Raw genomic sequence first — 16,890 nt, 5'->3', positions numbered from 1 at the left:
TTGTTTCAGTCAGACCATACCCACCACGTAAGATGTGACAAGTATAGTCTTGATTAATTTTGAGGGACGTATCCCGCGACATTAAAGCGGAATATTACCTGCATTTAGCCGCAACGGGAATTATTCCGTGATTAACGTGCCTTCTTTTTCACCCATAACAACGCGGCGCAGTGCACCCGGTTTGTTCATGTTAAAGACACGAATCGGTAATTTGTGGTCACGAGCCAGCGTGAACGCCGCCAGATCCATCACTTTCAGCTCTTTATCCAGTACTTCAGCATAGGTCAACTGTTCGTACATGGTCGCGGTTGGATCTTTAGCCGGGTCAGCAGTAAATACGCCATCGACTTTGGTGGCTTTCAGTACAACATCCGCTTCAATTTCAATACCGCGCAGGCAGGCCGCAGAGTCGGTAGTAAAGAACGGATTGCCAGTACCCGCAGACAAAATAACAACGCGGTTGTTACGCAGCAGGCTGATCGCTTCCGCCCAGCTGTAGTTATCACACACGCCGTTCAGAGGAATTGCGGACATCAAGCGAGCGTTCACATAGGCGCGGTGAAGCGCATCGCGCATCGCCAGACCGTTCATGACGGTGGCTAACATGCCCATGTGGTCGCCCACAACACGGTTCATCCCTGCTTTCGCCAGACCAGCGCCACGGAACAGGTTACCACCACCAATCACTACGCCAACCTGGATACCCAGCTCAACCAGCTCTTTGATTTCCTGAGCCATACGGTCAAGGATGCTTGCATCAATACCGAAGCCTTCTGAACCTTGCAGGGCTTCGCCACTTAACTTAAGCAGAATACGTTTGTAGACGGGTTTTGCATTGGTAGCCATGTTTCTTTCCTGAGACTGTCAACGAATGAGATGAGTTAATTCCGGCGACATTGTATGTCGCTTTTCAGCATGACCACTATAGCGGTTCGCTGAATTTACAAGCCAGACACAAAAAGAAGCCGCCCTCAGGCGGCTCCTTTAAAAATTAAGACTGCTTGGACATCGCAGCAACTTCTGCTGCAAAGTCAGTCTCAACTTTCTCGATACCTTCACCCACTTCAAAGCGGATGAAGCCTGTTACGTCAGCGTTGTGCTCTTTCAGCAGCTGACCAACAGATTTGCTCGGATCCATAACGAAAGGCTGGCCAGTCAGAGAAACTTCGCCGGTGAATTTCTTCATGCGGCCTTCAACCATTTTCTCTGCGATTTCTTTCGGCTTACCAGACTGCATCGCGATGTCCAGCTGAACCTGGTATTCTTTCTCTACTACTTCAGCAGAAACGTCTTCCGGCTTAACGAATTCTGGTTTGCTTGCAGCAACGTGCATTGCCAGCTGTTTAACCAGCTCTTCGTCAGCGCCAGTTGCAGCAACCAGAACACCGATACGAGCACCGTGCTGGTAGTTACCCAGAACTTCGCCTTCCAGGGAAGCAACGCGACGGATGTTGATGTTCTCACCGATTTTAGCAACCAGAGCAACACGTTCTTCTTCGAACTGTGCTTTCAGAACTTCAACGTCAGTGATTTTGCCAGCAACGGCAGCGTCCAGTACTTTGTCAGCAAATGCCTGGAAACCAGCATCTTTAGCAACGAAGTCAGTCTGGCAGTTAACTTCCAGAATGAAAGCGATGTTGCCGTCGATTTTGGTTTTGATTACGCCGTCAGCAGCAACGTTGCCTGCTTTTTTCGCCGCTTTGATTGCGCCAGACTTACGCATGTTTTCGATTGCCAGCTCGATGTCGCCATTAGCTTCAGTCAGTGCTTTTTTGCAATCCATCATGCCTGCGCCAGTACGCTCACGCAGCTCTTTTACCAGGGATGCGGTAATTTCAGCCATTCTAAAATCCTCGGAAGATTTGATCTGCCCGGCATGAAACCGCACAGATTTAAAAGTGAAAAAGGGGCCTAAAGGGCCCCTAACCAAACATGATACTACCTGGTTTATAAGGGCTCTTCCCCTTCATATTCCGAGCCGCAGGTGCGTTGCCTTCGCTCGCTCATCCCAGTCACTTACTTATGTAAGCTCCCGGGAATTCTCGAGCTTGCCGCCTTCCTGCAACTCGAACTATCTCAGGGAAGTTATCAAGCCTTATTATTCAGCTTCTACGAAGCTTTCTTCCGCCTGGGAAGCCAGATCCTGAGAACGGCCTTCACGAACGGTAGTAGCTACAGCGCCCAGGTACAGGGTCACAGCACGGATTGCGTCGTCGTTACCCGGGATAACGAAATCAACACCGTCCGGATCAGAGTTGGTATCAACGATAGCAAATACTGGGATACCCAGGTTGTTTGCTTCTTTAATAGCAATGTGCTCGTGGTCAGCATCGATTACGAACAGAGCGTCCGGCAGACCGCCCATGTCTTTGATACCGCCCAGGCTGTTTTCCAGTTTCTCAAGCTCACGAGTACGCATCAGCGCTTCTTTCTTGGTCAGCTTTTCGAAAGTACCGTCCTGAGACTGAGTTTCCAGATCTTTCAGACGTTTGATGGACTGACGAACGGTTTTCCAGTTAGTCAGCATGCCGCCCAACCAGCGATGGTTCACGAAGAACTGGTCGCAGTTGTTAGCAGCTTCTTTCACCGCTTCGCTTGCAGCGCGTTTAGTACCAACGAAAAGGATTTTACCTTTACGAGCAGAGATCTTGTTCAGTTCAGCCAGAGCTTCGTTGAACATCGGTACAGTTTTCTCAAGGTTGATGATGTGAACTTTGTTACGCGCACCGAAGATGAACGGCTTCATTTTCGGGTTCCAGTAACGGGTCTGGTGACCAAAGTGAACACCAGCCTTGAGCATGTCGCGCATGGAAACAGTTGCCATGATTAAAACCTCTATATATAAAAGTTGGGGTTAAGCCTCCACGCATCCCATATTACCGACCCCAAAGGGCACCCCGGAATATGTGCCGATACGTGTGTGTTGTTACACAAAGTGAGATTTGTCGCTCCCGTCCATCGTGTGTAGTCTTCGAATGGATCGGAAGTCCGGCGCGCTTTATACCACAAATACGCCACCGACACCAATAATTGTTGGCGGTCCGTGCTGGATTGAACAATGAATTTCGTGTTACAGGCAGGCGGCAAATTTTTGAATCCCCGGGAGCTTACGACCAGTAAGTGACCGGGGTGAAAAAATGTAGCCAACGCATCTGTGGCACGAAAGGCGAAGTTCAGAATGATTCTCAATTTGGCAGGGTACACCCCAGACTGATACCATTGACCGCACTTACACAATTATTGTCGAAATAATCGACACTGATGGACAGAATTCATGGCTATCTCAATCAAGACCCCTGAAGAAATCGAAAAAATGCGCGTCGCTGGCCGCCTGGCCGCCGATGTTCTGGAAATGATCGAACCGTTTGTTAAACCGGGCGTCAGCACCGGCGAGCTGGATCGCATCTGTAATGACTACATCGTGAACGAGCAGCAGGCCATTTCCGCCTGCCTTGGCTATCACGGTTATCCGAAATCCGTGTGCATCTCTATTAATGAGGTGGTGTGCCACGGGATCCCGGACGACGCCAAGCTCCTGAAAGACGGCGATATCGTCAACATCGACGTTACCGTGATTAAAGATGAGTACCACGGTGACACCTCGAAAATGTTCATCGTCGGCAAACCAACTATTCTGGGCGAGCGTCTGTGCCGCGTCACGCAGGAAAGCCTGTATCTGGCGCTGCGGATGGTAAAACCGGGTATTCGCCTGCGTACGCTGGGCGCTGCGATTCAGAAATATGCGGAAGGCGAAGGTTTCTCTGTAGTCCGCGAATACTGCGGTCACGGCATTGGTCGCGGCTTCCATGAGGAGCCGCAGGTTCTGCACTACGATGCAGACGACGGCGGTGTGGTTCTGCAACCGGGTATGACCTTCACCGTAGAACCCATGCTGAATGCTGGTGATTACCGTATTCGCACCATGAAAGACGGCTGGACGGTGAAAACCAAAGACCGGAGCTTGTCTGCTCAGTACGAGCATACTATTGTGGTGACGGAAAATGGCTGTGAAATTCTGACGCTGCGCAAGGATGACACCATCCCGGCGATTATTACGCACGACGAATAACTTATTGCCTGATGGCGCTGTCGCTTATCAGGCCTACAAATGGCACTCTCCCGTAGGCCGGATAAGCGTAAGCGTCATCCGGCTTTTTAATGGGTGGTAACAATGAATACTCTTCCTGAACAGCACGCAAATACGGCCCTCCCCACCCTGCCAGGCCAACCGCAAAACCCCGGCACCTGGCCACAGCACGATCTCAACTGCCCCGGAATTAAAGCGCATATCGACACGTTCCAGCTCTGGTTAGGTGACGCGTTTGACAGTGGAATTTCCGCAGAGCAGCTGATAGAAGCCCGCACCGAATTTATTGATCAGTTGCTTCAGCGCCTGTGGATTGAAGCCGGTTTCGGCCAAATTGCCGACCTGGCGCTGGTTGCCGTTGGTGGTTACGGGCGCGGCGAACTGCATCCGCTTTCCGACATCGACCTGCTAATCCTCAGTCGTAAAAAGCTACCTGACGCGCAGGCCGAAAAAGTCGGCGAACTGTTAACGCTGCTCTGGGACGTAAGGCTGGAAGTGGGGCACAGCGTGCGTACGCTGGAAGAGTGTCTGCTGGAAGGATTGTCAGATTTAACCGTCGCCACCAACCTGATTGAAACACGCCTGCTGATTGGCGACGTAGCGCTGTTTCTTGAGCTACAAAAACATATTTTTAGCGAAGGTTTCTGGCCTTCCGATAAGTTTTACGCCGCCAAAGTGGAAGAACAAAATCAGCGCCACCAGCGCTATCACGGCACCAGCTACAACCTGGAGCCAGATATCAAAAGCAGTCCCGGCGGCCTGCGCGATATCCATACCCTGCAGTGGGTGGCCCGCCGCCATTTTGGCGCCACCTCGCTGGATGAAATGGTCGGTTTCGGCTTTTTGACGCTGGCAGAACGTGCCGAGCTCAATGAATGTTTGCATATCCTGTGGCGCATACGTTTTGCCCTGCATCTGGTCGTTAGTCGTTACGACAATCGTCTGCTGTTTGACCGTCAGCTCAGCGTGGCGCAACGCCTGAACTACGGCGGCGAAGGCAACGAGCCTATCGAGCGGATGATGAAAGACTATTTCCGCGTCACCCGACGGGTCAGCGAGCTGAACCACATGCTGTTGCAGCTATTCGACGAGGCGATCCTCGCCATGCCCGCCGACGAAAAGCCGCGTCCGATTGATGACGACTTTCAACTGCGCGGCACATTGATCGATCTGCGCAACGACGACCTGTTTATCCGCAAACCCGAAGCGATACTGCGGATGTTTTACATCATGGTACGTAACAGCGCGATCAGCGGGATTTACTCCACCACGCTGCGCCATCTGCGCCATGCCCGCCGTCATTTAACCCAGCCGCTATGCTACATCCCGGAAGCGCGTTCGCTGTTTCTCAGTATGTTGCGCCATCCAGGCGCGGTGAGTCGCGGCCTGCTGCCAATGCATCGCCACAGCGTGTTGTGGGCCTATATGCCGCAATGGTCGCATATTGTCGGCCAAATGCAGTTTGACCTGTTTCATGCCTATACGGTGGATGAGCACACCATCCGCGTAATGCTCAAGCTGGAAAGTTTTGCCAATGAAGAAACCCGCCAGCGCCATCCGCTGTGTGTGGATCTGTGGCCGCGTCTGCGACAGCCAGAGCTGATTCTGATTGCCGCGCTGTTCCACGATATCGCCAAAGGTCGCGGCGGCGATCATTCGGTTCTCGGCGCTCAGGACGTGCTCAAATTCGCCGAACTGCACGGTCTGAACTCCCGCGAAACGCAGCTGATCGCATGGCTGGTGCGCCAGCATTTACTGATGTCGGTTACCGCTCAGCGTCGCGATATTCAGGATCCCGAAGTGATCAAGCAATTCGCCGAAGAAGTGCAAACGGAACATCGTCTGCGCTTTCTGGTGTGCCTGACCGTCGCGGATATTTGCGCCACCAACGAAACGCTGTGGAATAGCTGGAAGCAAAGCCTGCTGCGTGAGCTGTATTTCGCCACGGAAAAACAGTTACGTCGTGGGATGCAAAACACGCCAGATATGCGTGAGCGCGTGCGCCATCATCAGCTTCAGGCGCTGGCGCTACTGCGCATGGACAACATCGATGAAGAAGCGCTGCACCACATCTGGTCACGCTGTCGCGCCAACTACTTCGTGCGTCACAGCCCAAATCAGCTGGCCTGGCATGCGCGTCATCTGCTGCAACACGATCTCAGCAAGCCGCTGATCCTGCTCAGCCCGCAGGCCACCCGCGGCGGGACGGAGATTTTCATCTGGAGCCCTGACCGCCCTTACCTGTTTGCCGCCGTTTGCGCCGAACTGGACCGGCGTAATCTTAGCGTCCACGACGCGCAGATCTTCACCACACGCGATGGGATGGCGATGGATACGTTCATCGTACTGGAACCGGACGGCAGTCCGCTGTCGTCAGACCGACACGAAGCGATCCGTTTTGGACTGGAACAGGCGATCACCCAGCGTAGCTGGCAGCCGCCGCAACCGCGTCGTCAGCCGGCAAAATTACGTCACTTTACCGTCGATACCGAGGTCACCTTTCTGCCGACCCATACCGACCGAAAATCATTCCTTGAGCTTATCGCTCTCGACCAGCCTGGGCTGCTGGCGCGGGTCGGGCAGATTTTTGCCGATCTGGGAATTTCGCTGCATGGCGCCCGAATTACAACTATTGGCGAGCGAGTAGAAGATTTATTCATAATCGCCACCGCCGACCGGCGCGCTCTTAATAATGAGCTACAGCAGGAAGTGCATCAACGGTTGACAGAGGCCCTCAATCCAAACGATAAAGGGTAATGTTTTTATTTATTATGGAAAGAGTTTAACAATGCAGCAGTTACAGAACGTTATTGAGTCCGCTTTCGAGCGCCGTGCCGACATTACTCCGGCAAATGTAGATACCGTAACCCGCGAAGCGGTGAATCAGGTTATTTCCTTACTGGATTCCGGTGCACTGCGCGTCGCAGAAAAGATTGAGGGTCAGTGGGTCACGCATCAGTGGCTGAAAAAGGCGGTCCTGCTCTCTTTCCGTATTAACGATAATCAGGTTATCGAGGGTGCGGAAAGCCGTTACTTCGATAAAGTGCCGATGAAATTCGCCAACTACGACGAAGCGCGCTTCCAGAAAGAAGGTTTCCGCGTGGTTCCGCCAGCTGCCGTGCGTCAGGGCGCGTTTATCGCCCGTAACACCGTGCTGATGCCGTCTTACGTGAACATCGGCGCTTATGTGGATGAAGGCACGATGGTTGATACCTGGGCGACCGTGGGTTCCTGCGCGCAAATCGGTAAAAACGTTCACCTGTCCGGCGGCGTTGGCATCGGCGGCGTACTGGAGCCGTTACAGGCTAACCCGACCATCATCGAAGACAACTGCTTCATCGGCGCACGTTCTGAAGTGGTTGAAGGCGTAATCGTCGAAGAAGGCTCTGTTATTTCTATGGGCGTATACCTGGGCCAGAGCACCAAAATCTATGACCGCGAAACCGGCGAAGTTTTCTACGGCCGCGTTCCGGCGGGCTCCGTGGTTGTCTCCGGCAACCTGCCGTCGAAAGATGGCAAGTACAGCCTGTACTGCGCGGTCATCGTGAAGAAAGTCGATGCCAAAACGCGCGGCAAAGTGGGAATCAACGAACTGTTACGCACCATCGACTAACAGCGATTTGAAAAAGCGGGCTTAGCCCGCTTTTTTTACATCTGCGAGTGGCATAAACAAGGCTTTTCGTTAATTATTCAATGGTTATAGTGAGCTTAAGGGTACCGCTATGTATGACAATCTGAAAAGTCTGGGCATTACTAATCCTGAAGAAATCGATCGTTACAGCCTGCGGCAAGAAGCCAACAACGATATCCTGAAAATCTATTTCCAGAAGGATAAAGGCGAGTTTTTTGCCAAGAGCGTGAAGTTCAAATATCCCCGTCAGCGTAAAACGGTTGTCGCCGATGGCGTCGGCCAGGGTTACAAAGAGGTGCAGGAGATCAGCCCCAACCTGCGCTACGTGATCGACGAACTGGATCAGATCTGCCAGCGCGATCGCAGCGAAGTCGATCTTAAACGCAAGATCCTCGATGATTTACGTCATCTGGAAAGCGTTGTGACCAATAAGATCAGCGAAATTGAAGCCGATCTGGAAAAACTAACGCGTAAATAACCGTGAGTGGATGTTTTTGTAGGCCGGGTGAGGCGATGCCGCCACCCGGCATTTTGCCTGATAAGCGTGGCGCCATCAGGCAATTAATCAATGCTGCTCATCTAACTGCAACGCCACATACAGCAGCAGTCGATCGTCAAAATTCCCCAGATCCAGCCCGGTCAGTTCTGAAATACGGTTCAGGCGATACTCCAGCGTATTGCGGTGAATAAACAATGCTTTTGAGGTTGCCAGCGGCTGAACGTTATGCCGAAACCATGCCGCTAATGTCCGACGCAGCAAGCCGTTGTTATCCATCGCTTTCAGCCTTGCCAGCGGGCGCGCCAGCTCATTGGCCTGCCAGCCGCCACGCAGACTGTCCAGCAGTACAGGCAGCATCAAATCCTGATAGAAATAGCTACGGCTTTCCGGCATCCGCTGCTTGCCGACCATCATGGTGGTGCGCGCCGTACGATACGAACGGGCAATGCTGCCAGGCCCGGTAAAATAGTTGCCCAGCGACACGCGAAAACGCAGCTGTCCATTCTCTTTCATACGGGTAATAAGCTGCTCAACGCGCTTGCGATGATCTTCAGCGTCCCAGCGACCAAACTGATTGAGCGCCGGTTTCAACACTACCATCTCGGTCAGGGAAACAATCGCAATCAGATTATTACGTTCAGGCGTGGTCAACGCGTTCTGCAATTGCTGTAGCTCTGCCATCGCGCTGTCAACGCCAAGCTGGCCGCTGTCGACCTCCACCACCGCTACCACGCGCGGCTGGTTCAAATCAATGCCCAGTCGCTGGGCCCATTCCATCAGCGCCGGAGTATTCTCCTCCGCCTGAATCAGGTTCATCACCAGCTCTTCACGCAGACGGCTATCCTGCGCTAACAGATGCATCAGACGCGACTGTTCCAGCATCATTTCGGCGGTCATGCACACCAGTTCGCCATACTTGCGCAGATGTTCCGGTTCGCCGGTAAGGCCGATAACGCCAACAATTTCGCCTTCCAGACGCAGCGGCAGGTTTATCCCCTGACGCACACCGTGCAGATGCCGGGCTACCGCATCGTCAATATCGACCACTCGACCTTGCGAAAGCACCAGCAGCGCCCCTTCGTGCAATTCACCAATACGCTCGCGATCGCCGCTGCCGATTATCCGCCCACGGGCATCCATTACGTTGATATTGGTATCGATGATGCGCATGGTGCGCGCAACGATATCCTGCGCCATTTTGGTATCAAGATGCCAGCCAGCCATAAATCCCTCCTGTGAGCAGAGCTCAAGCATAGGGAAGATAATAAGCGCCGACATTGTGCAAATGCACAAAGCAGAAGGGAGAAGTATGGAGTTGTGGCAAATATCACAAAAAGAAACCCCTTCCTGTGCAGGAAGGGGTTGAGGGAGATTACTGCATCAACAGATAGATGGAGCTGTCACCACGCTGAATGTTCAGCGCCAGCACCGCCGGTTTGCTGTCGAGGATTTTGCGCAGTTCGGCGATGTTTTTCACCGGCTGCTGGTTAGCACCGATAATCACGTCACCTTTCTTCAGGCCAATCTGTGCAGCCGGAGTATTCGGTTTCACGTCGCTGACCACGACCCCTTTATCCTGGCCTTTGTTGCTCATATCGGCACCTTCAATGCCTTTGAAGATAGAGCTGGAATCAACCTGAGTCTGGCTGCTCTGCTGCAGTTCCAGATTCACGGTGACCGGCTTACCGTCGCGCAGCAGGCCAAGGTTAATTTTGCTGCCTACCGGCATCGTACCCACCTGCGCACGCAGGGCGGCGAAGCTGCTGATAGGTTTGCCATTCAGGGAGGTAATCACATCCCCGGCTTTAATACCGGCTTTCGCTGCGGAAGAGTTCGGCATTACCTGGCTGACGAATGCGCCGCGCTGAGCGTCAACTTTCATCGCTTTCGCTAGCTCAGAGCTCAGTTCGGTCCCCATAATACCCAGCTCACCGCGTTTAACCTGACCAAACTCAACCATCTGCGAAGTCAGGTTTTTCACCATGTTGCTTGGGATTGCAAAACCGATACCGATGTTACCGCCGTCCGGCGCGAGGATCGCAGTGTTAATGCCGATCAGCTCACCGTTCAGGTTGACCAGCGCGCCACCGGAGTTACCACGGTTGATCGCAGCATCCGTCTGAATAAAGTTTTCATAGTTCTCCGCGTTCAGGCCGCTACGACCCAGCGCAGAAACGATGCCGGAGGTCACGGTCTCACCGAGGCCAAATGGGTTACCGATTGCTACGGTGTAATCACCCACGCGCAGCGCGTCGGAATCTGCCAGCTTAATCGCCGTCAGATTTTTCGGATCCTGAATTTGGATCAGCGCGATATCGGAGCGCGGATCTTTACCCACGATCTTCGCGTCAAATTTACGGCCATCGCTCAGTTGAACCTTAATCACCGTAGCGTTATCCACCACGTGATTGTTGGTTACGACATATCCTTTCGCGGCATCAATAATTACACCAGAACCCAGCGCCATAAATTTCTGCTGCTGGCCGCCGCCGTTTCCAGCGCCCGGCGCGCCGCCCTGACAGAACGGTGAACTCTGGAACGGAGAACCGTCCTGGCAGAACGGTGAGTTATCACCAAAGAACTGCTGGAAATTACGCGGCATACGCGGCGTATTTACCGTCGTGCTCCCCTCGACGTTAATACTTACCACCGATGGCATCACTTTTTCGAGCATCGGGGCCAGGCTTGGCATCTGTTGGGCGGTCATTGCTGAAGACGACGTCTCAGCCGCTGTGGCAGACAGGGGGGACAACGCCAAACCTAAACTCAGAGCCAGTGCACTCATTGCTAATGTGGTTTTTTTCATGTGTTTCGTTCTCGATTAACAGATAACGCAAAATTGCTGTATACGTCAGAGTCGTTTTATAGCGCTAAGTTCCAGAATTGAGTTTAAGGAAAAAGTAAAATTTTATTGGCCGTCTTTACAAATGAGTATTTATTGTTCTACGGCCATCAAGCGACGATATTCATCCCATGCATACAAATCTGTCATCCCGCTGATATAATCCTGAATCAGCCGACAGCGATAATAATATTCCAGAACAGGAAACTCGGCGCAACCCGTTGATATTTTACTAACCGCCTCAACATAAGCAAGACGATGGCGAGTTGACAACTTCTGAAATAATCGGGATTCGATAGGAAAACGTTTTACTCTTTCATTGTCGACCAGTTCAGTAAAATCTGACTGGGACATTTTTAATAAAGGATGATAGATTTCCAACAACCCGGTGATCACCCGATAGCCCTGCAATTCCAGCTGCTCTACGTCAGGATGACTAAAGACATGTTTTACCGCCACATTTTTATAGACACCCAGCAACTGGCTAAAGCTACTGGCATCTTCCAACAGCGCGTGATTAAAGCTGCCGGCAAAAATCTGCGGTAAGTTATCAATAAAACGCTGGGCCGCATACGGCACCAGTTTATTCAGCGTATTAACGCGTAAATACATAAAGAACTGATCTTCGGTGCTCCGGCTTAATGTATTTGAACGTGACTTCTCCCAGGCGTTCTCAACAACCTGACTAAACAGAGAGCCTTTTTCGTGATGCCCCCACGCCTCATGCAGATGGTGATAAAGTTGCTCGACGCTAAAGATTCTTTTCTCAACGGCATCTTCCAGGTCGGCCACGCAATATGAGATATCATCGGCAGCTTCCATAATCCAGGTTAATGGAAAACGACTGTAAGGTGCTAATGATAATTCTTTACGTAACCGCTCAATATACGGTTCCTCGGAAAGGTAATAGCCCGGCTTCTTCATTAAATAGTTATGCGTCGCGGGCGTATCGCCTCGCCACCACGCCGGACGGGTATATTTTAAAATACCGCCGACCTGCGCCCAGGTAAGATTCATACGCATCAAAGTATGCACCAGACGAATACCCTGCGCATTGCCTTCAAAATGGCACAGGTCCTGGCGCACCTTACGGCGAATATCATTCAGCGACTCTTCACCTTCGCGCAAACGCAACGCCGCTACCAGGCAGCGGTCATCGCTAAGCGGCTGACTTTCCGCGTCGGCCGGATACAGTCGCTGGCGGAACCAGTCATTAATCGCCGCTTCGCCAAAATGACCAAACGGCGGATTACCGATGTCATGCATCAGACACGACATTTCGACAATACTCTCAAACGGTCCCGTCAGTTCATCCAGACCATACAGCTCCAGCAGCTTTAGCTCTTTCAGCCGGCTGAGGATCTCTTTCGCGATATAGCGCCCAACCTGCTGCACTTCCATCGAGTGCGTCAGGCGCGTACGCACCGCCGCGTTACGCTCCAGCGGAAAGACCTGGGTTTTTTGTTGCAGTCGGCGAATTGCCGGAGAATTGATAATACGTCCACGATCGCTTTCAAAAATTCGCAGGATCTCATGCTCCGTCTTCACGCCCTGCGGCGAACGGTAACGGCGATGCCAGTTTATTTTTTTTCGGAAATCGATCTGTACCATATCCTCTCCCGCCTGAGAAATGCGCTACCCCTTAAGCGCATGATAGACTATGCCCTCAAATCTGGCTTATCGCGAGTAAATCTATGAAAATCGGCATCATTGGTGCAATGGAAGAAGAAGTTACGCTGCTGCGTGACAAAATCGAAAACCGTCAGACCATCACTCTCGGCGGTTGTGAAATTTACACCGGCCAACTGAACGGTACAGAGGTTGCGCTACTGAAATCAGGTATCGGTAAAGTGGCTGCAGCGCTGGGCGCTACGCTGCTGCTTGAACGCTGCAAGCCGGACGCCATTATTAACACCGGTTCAGCGGGCGGCCTGGCCTCAACGCTGAAAGTCGGCGATATCGTGGTTTCTGACGAAGCGCGCTATCACGATGCTGACGTTACCGCCTTTGGCTATGAATTTGGCCAACTCCCGGGCTGCCCGGCTGGTTTTAAAGCCGACCCGGCGCTGATTGCTGCAGCAGAATCCTGCATTGCAGAACTTAATCTGAACGCCGTTCGCGGTCTTATCGTCAGCGGCGATGCCTTTATTAATGGCTCTGTGGGCCTGGCTAAAATCAAGCATAACTTCCCGCAGGCGATCGCCGTTGAGATGGAAGCGACCGCAATTGCGCACGTTTGCCACAACTTTAATGTGCCGTTCGTCGTGGTTCGCGCCATCTCTGACGTCGCCGATCAGCAGTCCCATCTCAGCTTTGACGAGTTCCTGGTCGTTGCCGCGAAACAGTCAAGCCTGATGGTTGAAACGCTGGTACAGAAACTGGCGCATGGCTAAATTACTCTCCAGGGCGCTGGTCGCCCTGCTTTTCACTCTCCCGGCGTTCCTTTACGCCGCACCGCGCGTTGTGACGCTTTCTCCTGCCAATACTGAACTCGCTTTTGCCGCTGGCATTACCCCCGTAGGCGTCAGTAGCTATTCAAATTACCCGCCAGAGGCCAAAAATATCGAGGAGGTCTCCACCTGGCAAGGCATGAATCTGGAACGCATTGTGGCGCTCAAACCGGATTTAGTCATCGCCTGGCGCGGGGGAAATGCAGAGCGGCAAGTGAATCAACTGACCGCCCTGGGAATTAAGGTCATCTGGGTAGACGCCGTTACCATCGAGCAGGTTGCCGATGCGCTCCGCCAGTTGGCGGCATGGAGCCCTAAGCCTGAGCAAGCCAAACAGGCGGCGCAAACCCTGCTTGATGACTATGCTTTACTTAAATCTCGATATGCCAACAAACCGAAAAAACGCGTGTTTCTCCAGTTTGGCGCTAATCCTCTGTTTACCAGTGGAAAAGGCTCCATTCAGCACGAGGTTCTTGAGGTATGCGGCGGAGAAAACATCTTTGCCGGCAGTCGAGTTCCCTGGCCGCAGGTTAGCCGTGAGCAGGTCCTGGCACGAGCACCCCAGGCGATTGTTGCAACCGGAGGCCCGGGCGAAACTCTGAAAATTGAGCAATACTGGGGAAACCAGCTAAAAATACCCATTATTACACTTAATAGTGACTGGTTCGAACGCGCGAGCCCGCGTATTATCCTCGCCGCAAAACAACTCTGTAATGCGCTTTCACAGATAAATTAGCGCCTGCCCCCACCAGGTCTGTTGTGAGGATTTAAAAATGCTCGTCTATTGGCTGGATATTGTCGGCACCGCGGTATTTGCTATCTCTGGCGTCTTACTGGCCGGAAAATTGCGTATGGATCCGTTTGGCGTCCTGGTCCTCGGCGTGGTTACCGCCGTTGGCGGCGGTACGATCCGCGATATGGCATTGGATCACGGACCGGTTTTTTGGGTTAAGGATCCGACCGATCTGGTGGTGGCGATGATCACCAGCATGCTGACAATCCTGTTGGTACGTCAGCCACGACGAATACCGAAGTGGATCCTGCCGGTGCTGGATGCCGTGGGCCTGGCGGTGTTCGTAGGGATTGGCGTCAATAAAGCATTTCTTGCAGGGACGGGACCGCTAGTGGCAATTTGTATGGGGGTGATTACCGGCGTTGGCGGCGGGATCATTCGCGACGTGTTAGCGCGTGAAGTCCCAATGATTCTGCGCACCGAAATCTACGCCACGGCGTGTATTATCGGCGGCATCGTGCATGCGACAGCGTTTTATACCTTTAATGTATCGCTGGAAAACGCCAGTATGATGGGGATGATCGTTACCCTGCTGATTCGGCTGGCCGCCATTCGCTGGCATTTGAAATTGCCGACGTTTGCGCTGGATGATAACGGACGTTGATATTGTTTCGCCCGATGGCACTGTGCTTATCGGGCCTGGAACATCTTTCCTGTAGGCCGGATAAGACGCTAGCGTCGCCATCCGGCATAACGAACAGCAATCAGATGCTGAAAGAAGAGCCACACCCGCAGGTGCTTTTCGCATTCGGGTTAGTCACAACGAAGCGGGAACCTTCCAGACCTTCGGTATAGTCAACCGCGCCGCCCACCAGATATTGCAGGCTCATCGGATCAACTACCAGACCAACACCTTGTTTCTCAATGGTCATATCACCATCGTTCACCTGATCATCGAAGGTGAAACCATACTGGAAACCGCTGCAACCACCGCCGGTGATATACACGCGTAATTTCAGATTCGGGTTATCTTCGTCAGCGATCAGGCTTTTTACTTTATTGGCTGCTGCTTCTGTAAATTGCAGTGGCAGCGCTACGTCATCACTCATATTTTGCTCCAAACGACATTGGCAATTGGGCAAATTATAACCCAATGGTTAAGGCCATTATCTAATACCCTGGTATTTCGTTCAAGTATTCTCGCCAGCGGCAGTACCCTGACTTTTTGCCGCCTGCTCCGCTTCCTGTTTTGCCAGCGTGCGGGCAAGGATAGTCGAGTATAGCGGCTTTCCGCCCATAAATTGGGCTAATAGTGTTGCGCCAAGACAGGTAATAATCATTGGCAAAATGAGCTGATAGTTATCGGTCATCTCCAGCACCAGCACAATACCGGTTAACGGCGCACGCACCGAAGCCGCTAACAAAGCCCCCATTCCGGCAATGGCAAAGGTTCCGGCCTCCAGATGATACTGCGGAAAAGAGGCTGCCGCAGCCATACCGAACGCGGTGCCAAGCAACGTGCCCAACGCCAGCATCGGGGCAAAAATCCCACCGGGCGCGCCGGACGAGAAGCACAGCAGCGTGGTGACGACCCTGGTAATAAATATAAACAGCAGCAGACCAACGCTAAAATTGCCTGCCGCGGCGATAGGAATCAGGTTAAACCCGCCGCCTGCCGCTTCCGGTTGAATTAACCCGAGGATCCCGCACAGGCCGCCGATCGCGCCGCCCATCAGCACCCATTTTTTAATTTCACCACCGTGGAAGCGCTGGAACATATCCTGGGTACGCAACACCATGGTGTTAAACAATGGCCCGACACAGCCAAAAATAAGCCCGAGCACCAGATACAGCCACAGCGTATTTACCGGCGCATTGGAGAGCTTCCCAACTTCAATAATCGGCGCTTCGCCGTTGAACACGCGAAACACAATGCTCGACATAATAACGCCGGTAAACACGGCTTTGATCGAGACAAGGTTATAGCGAAACTGCGGGCGCATCTCTTCAATAATGAACAGGATCCCGGCCAGAGGCGCATTAAACGCCGCCGACAGCCCCGCAGCCGCACCGGTGGCCAGCAGGGTATGCCGCGCTTCGGCGCTGCGCATGCGGAAAATATCCAGCACCATGCGCCCAATATTGCCGCCAATCTGCACGGTCGGCCCTTCTCGCCCAAGCACCATCCCGGCCCCCAGCGTCCCCATACCGCCGATAAATTTCACCGGCAGAACGCGCCACCAGCGCACAGGCCGTAGCTCTTCCAGCGCGCCTTCAATCTCAGGGATCCCGGAACCTCCCGCTTCCGGCGCAAATTTACGCACCAGAAAATAGCCGACCATCGCCAGCAGTGCGGAGAGAATAAACGCCAGCGGCCACAGCAGAATGGCATGGTCCGCAACCTGAGCCAGCGCGCCAATACGGTGGTTCTGTACCCAGGTCACCGCTTTTTCAAATGCCACGCCAACCAGTCCCGTCACGGTACCGACAACTGCGGCCATCAACAGGATCGCCAACGGCGTTTTGTCTCGTTCCAGGAGTCGACGGATTTGATCCCTGCGGCGTAAACGCACAATTTGTTGTGCTTCAAAAGAGGGAGAGTCAGTCTTCATCAGATGATCATTAATTGGTAATACAAATACGGAATC

General features: G+C 52.8%; 15 protein-coding genes and 1 pseudogene. 7 read left to right on the top strand and 9 right to left on the bottom strand.

The window, feature by feature from the left end:
• Positions 1 to 120: 120 nt before the first annotated feature.
• The 3 genes from pyrH to rpsB all read right to left on the bottom strand — a co-directional run bounded on the left by pyrH (position 121) and on the right by rpsB (position 2,824).
• Positions 121 to 846, bottom strand: coding sequence for a UMP kinase (pyrH, locus tag OGW16_RS07965; protein ID WP_005132114.1), 726 nt, complete (start codon positions 844 to 846; stop codon positions 121 to 123).
• A gap of 145 nt (positions 847 to 991) precedes the next feature.
• On the bottom strand, positions 992 to 1,843 hold the full coding sequence (tsf, locus tag OGW16_RS07960) for a translation elongation factor Ts (RefSeq protein WP_016151759.1): 852 nt from the start codon (positions 1,841 to 1,843) through the stop codon (positions 992 to 994).
• Between the two features lie 255 nt (positions 1,844 to 2,098).
• Positions 2,099 to 2,824: a 30S ribosomal protein S2 gene (rpsB, locus tag OGW16_RS07955; RefSeq protein WP_016151758.1), complete on the bottom strand. Its 726-nt coding sequence runs from the start codon at positions 2,822 to 2,824 to the stop codon at positions 2,099 to 2,101.
• A gap of 450 nt (positions 2,825 to 3,274) precedes the next feature.
• Here rpsB and map point away from each other — a divergent pair, with 450 nt between their 5' ends.
• From map to OGW16_RS07935, 4 genes are all read left to right on the top strand, one after another.
• Complete coding sequence (map, locus tag OGW16_RS07950; protein WP_043018485.1) at positions 3,275 to 4,069, top strand: type I methionyl aminopeptidase; 795 nt, start codon at positions 3,275 to 3,277, stop codon at positions 4,067 to 4,069.
• Between the two features lie 102 nt (positions 4,070 to 4,171).
• On the top strand, positions 4,172 to 6,844 hold the full coding sequence (gene glnD / locus OGW16_RS07945) for a bifunctional uridylyltransferase/uridylyl-removing protein GlnD (protein WP_047406089.1): 2,673 nt from the start codon (positions 4,172 to 4,174) through the stop codon (positions 6,842 to 6,844).
• 31 nt (positions 6,845 to 6,875) lie between these two features.
• Positions 6,876 to 7,700 (top strand): 2,3,4,5-tetrahydropyridine-2,6-dicarboxylate N-succinyltransferase, encoded by an 825-nt coding sequence (dapD, locus tag OGW16_RS07940; protein WP_043018483.1) that lies wholly within the window; start codon positions 6,876 to 6,878, stop codon positions 7,698 to 7,700.
• 109 nt (positions 7,701 to 7,809) lie between these two features.
• Positions 7,810 to 8,196: a DUF3461 family protein gene (locus tag OGW16_RS07935; RefSeq protein WP_003018562.1), complete on the top strand. Its 387-nt coding sequence runs from the start codon at positions 7,810 to 7,812 to the stop codon at positions 8,194 to 8,196.
• Positions 8,197 to 8,283: 87 nt separating this feature from the next.
• Here the strand turns inward: OGW16_RS07935 and cdaR are convergent, their stop codons facing one another.
• The 3 genes from cdaR to dgt all read right to left on the bottom strand — a co-directional run bounded on the left by cdaR (position 8,284) and on the right by dgt (position 12,670).
• The gene (gene cdaR / locus OGW16_RS07930; RefSeq protein ID WP_043018482.1) at positions 8,284 to 9,441 is read right to left on the bottom strand and encodes a DNA-binding transcriptional regulator CdaR; all 1,158 of its coding nucleotides are present in this window, start codon (positions 9,439 to 9,441) and stop codon (positions 8,284 to 8,286) included.
• 148 nt (positions 9,442 to 9,589) lie between these two features.
• Positions 9,590 to 11,023: a serine endoprotease DegP gene (gene degP / locus OGW16_RS07925; RefSeq protein WP_043018481.1), complete on the bottom strand. Its 1,434-nt coding sequence runs from the start codon at positions 11,021 to 11,023 to the stop codon at positions 9,590 to 9,592.
• A 129-nt stretch (positions 11,024 to 11,152) separates the two neighbouring features.
• On the bottom strand, positions 11,153 to 12,670 hold the full coding sequence (gene dgt / locus OGW16_RS07920) for a dGTPase (RefSeq protein WP_286518246.1): 1,518 nt from the start codon (positions 12,668 to 12,670) through the stop codon (positions 11,153 to 11,155).
• Positions 12,671 to 12,753: 83 nt separating this feature from the next.
• Between dgt and mtnN the strand changes: the two genes are divergently transcribed.
• From mtnN to OGW16_RS07905, 3 genes are read left to right on the top strand one after another with little or no spacing between them, the layout of a single operon-like run.
• Positions 12,754 to 13,452, top strand: a complete 699-nt coding sequence (mtnN, locus tag OGW16_RS07915; protein WP_043018479.1) for a 5'-methylthioadenosine/S-adenosylhomocysteine nucleosidase — start codon at positions 12,754 to 12,756, stop codon at positions 13,450 to 13,452.
• Positions 13,445 to 14,245 carry a vitamin B12 ABC transporter substrate-binding protein BtuF gene (gene btuF / locus OGW16_RS07910; protein WP_043018478.1) on the top strand — a complete coding sequence of 267 codons (801 nt, stop codon included), beginning with the start codon at positions 13,445 to 13,447 and terminating at the stop codon, positions 14,243 to 14,245. Before mtnN ends, btuF begins: the two co-directional genes overlap by 8 nt.
• Positions 14,246 to 14,282: 37 nt before the next feature.
• On the top strand, positions 14,283 to 14,906 hold the full coding sequence (locus tag OGW16_RS07905; protein ID WP_043018477.1) for a TRIC cation channel family protein: 624 nt from the start codon (positions 14,283 to 14,285) through the stop codon (positions 14,904 to 14,906).
• Positions 14,907 to 15,006: 100 nt separating this feature from the next.
• Here OGW16_RS07905 and erpA read toward each other — a convergent pair whose 3' ends face one another.
• The 3 genes and pseudogenes from erpA to clcA all read right to left on the bottom strand — a co-directional run bounded on the left by erpA (position 15,007) and on the right by clcA (position 16,854).
• Positions 15,007 to 15,351, bottom strand: a complete 345-nt coding sequence (erpA, locus tag OGW16_RS07900; protein ID WP_003018581.1) for an iron-sulfur cluster insertion protein ErpA — start codon at positions 15,349 to 15,351, stop codon at positions 15,007 to 15,009.
• Positions 15,344 to 15,409 (bottom strand): annotated as a pseudogene (gene yadW / locus OGW16_RS07895) (small protein YadW). The gene erpA and the pseudogene yadW overlap by 8 nt, the downstream one beginning before the upstream one ends.
• A gap of 23 nt (positions 15,410 to 15,432) precedes the next feature.
• Positions 15,433 to 16,854 (bottom strand): H(+)/Cl(-) exchange transporter ClcA, encoded by a 1,422-nt coding sequence (gene clcA, locus OGW16_RS07890; RefSeq protein ID WP_043018476.1) that lies wholly within the window; start codon positions 16,852 to 16,854, stop codon positions 15,433 to 15,435.
• Positions 16,855 to 16,890 lie beyond the last annotated feature (36 nt).

Origin of the sequence: Citrobacter sp. Ce104 (assembly GCF_030334595.1) — a bacterium.
Classification (GTDB): Bacteria; Pseudomonadota; Gammaproteobacteria; order Enterobacterales; family Enterobacteriaceae; genus Citrobacter; species Citrobacter europaeus.
The sequence above is the reverse complement of the archived record's forward strand: the minus strand, read 5'-3'. Positions and strand labels throughout refer to the sequence as shown.

Excerpts from the sequence above, each read along its gene's own strand:
- dapD (WP_043018483.1), top strand. The coding sequence starts at position 6,876 with ATGCAGCAGTTACAGAACGTTATTGAGTCCGCTTTCGAGCGCCGTGCC.
- clcA (WP_043018476.1), bottom strand. The coding sequence starts at position 16,854 with ATGAAGACTGACTCTCCCTCTTTTGAAGCACAACAAATTGTGCGTTTA.
- map (WP_043018485.1), top strand. The coding sequence starts at position 3,275 with ATGGCTATCTCAATCAAGACCCCTGAAGAAATCGAAAAAATGCGCGTC.
- tsf (WP_016151759.1), bottom strand. The coding sequence starts at position 1,843 with ATGGCTGAAATTACCGCATCCCTGGTAAAAGAGCTGCGTGAGCGTACT.
- pyrH (WP_005132114.1), bottom strand. The coding sequence starts at position 846 with ATGGCTACCAATGCAAAACCCGTCTACAAACGTATTCTGCTTAAGTTA.
- degP (WP_043018481.1), bottom strand. The coding sequence starts at position 11,023 with ATGAAAAAAACCACATTAGCAATGAGTGCACTGGCTCTGAGTTTAGGT.
- OGW16_RS07935 (WP_003018562.1), top strand. The coding sequence starts at position 7,810 with ATGTATGACAATCTGAAAAGTCTGGGCATTACTAATCCTGAAGAAATC.
- btuF (WP_043018478.1), top strand. The coding sequence starts at position 13,445 with ATGGCTAAATTACTCTCCAGGGCGCTGGTCGCCCTGCTTTTCACTCTC.
- cdaR (WP_043018482.1), bottom strand. The coding sequence starts at position 9,441 with ATGGCTGGCTGGCATCTTGATACCAAAATGGCGCAGGATATCGTTGCG.
- rpsB (WP_016151758.1), bottom strand. The coding sequence starts at position 2,824 with ATGGCAACTGTTTCCATGCGCGACATGCTCAAGGCTGGTGTTCACTTT.
- glnD (WP_047406089.1), top strand. The coding sequence starts at position 4,172 with ATGAATACTCTTCCTGAACAGCACGCAAATACGGCCCTCCCCACCCTG.
- dgt (WP_286518246.1), bottom strand. The coding sequence starts at position 12,670 with ATGGTACAGATCGATTTCCGAAAAAAAATAAACTGGCATCGCCGTTAC.
- OGW16_RS07905 (WP_043018477.1), top strand. The coding sequence starts at position 14,283 with ATGCTCGTCTATTGGCTGGATATTGTCGGCACCGCGGTATTTGCTATC.
- erpA (WP_003018581.1), bottom strand. The coding sequence starts at position 15,351 with ATGAGTGATGACGTAGCGCTGCCACTGCAATTTACAGAAGCAGCAGCC.
- mtnN (WP_043018479.1), top strand. The coding sequence starts at position 12,754 with ATGAAAATCGGCATCATTGGTGCAATGGAAGAAGAAGTTACGCTGCTG.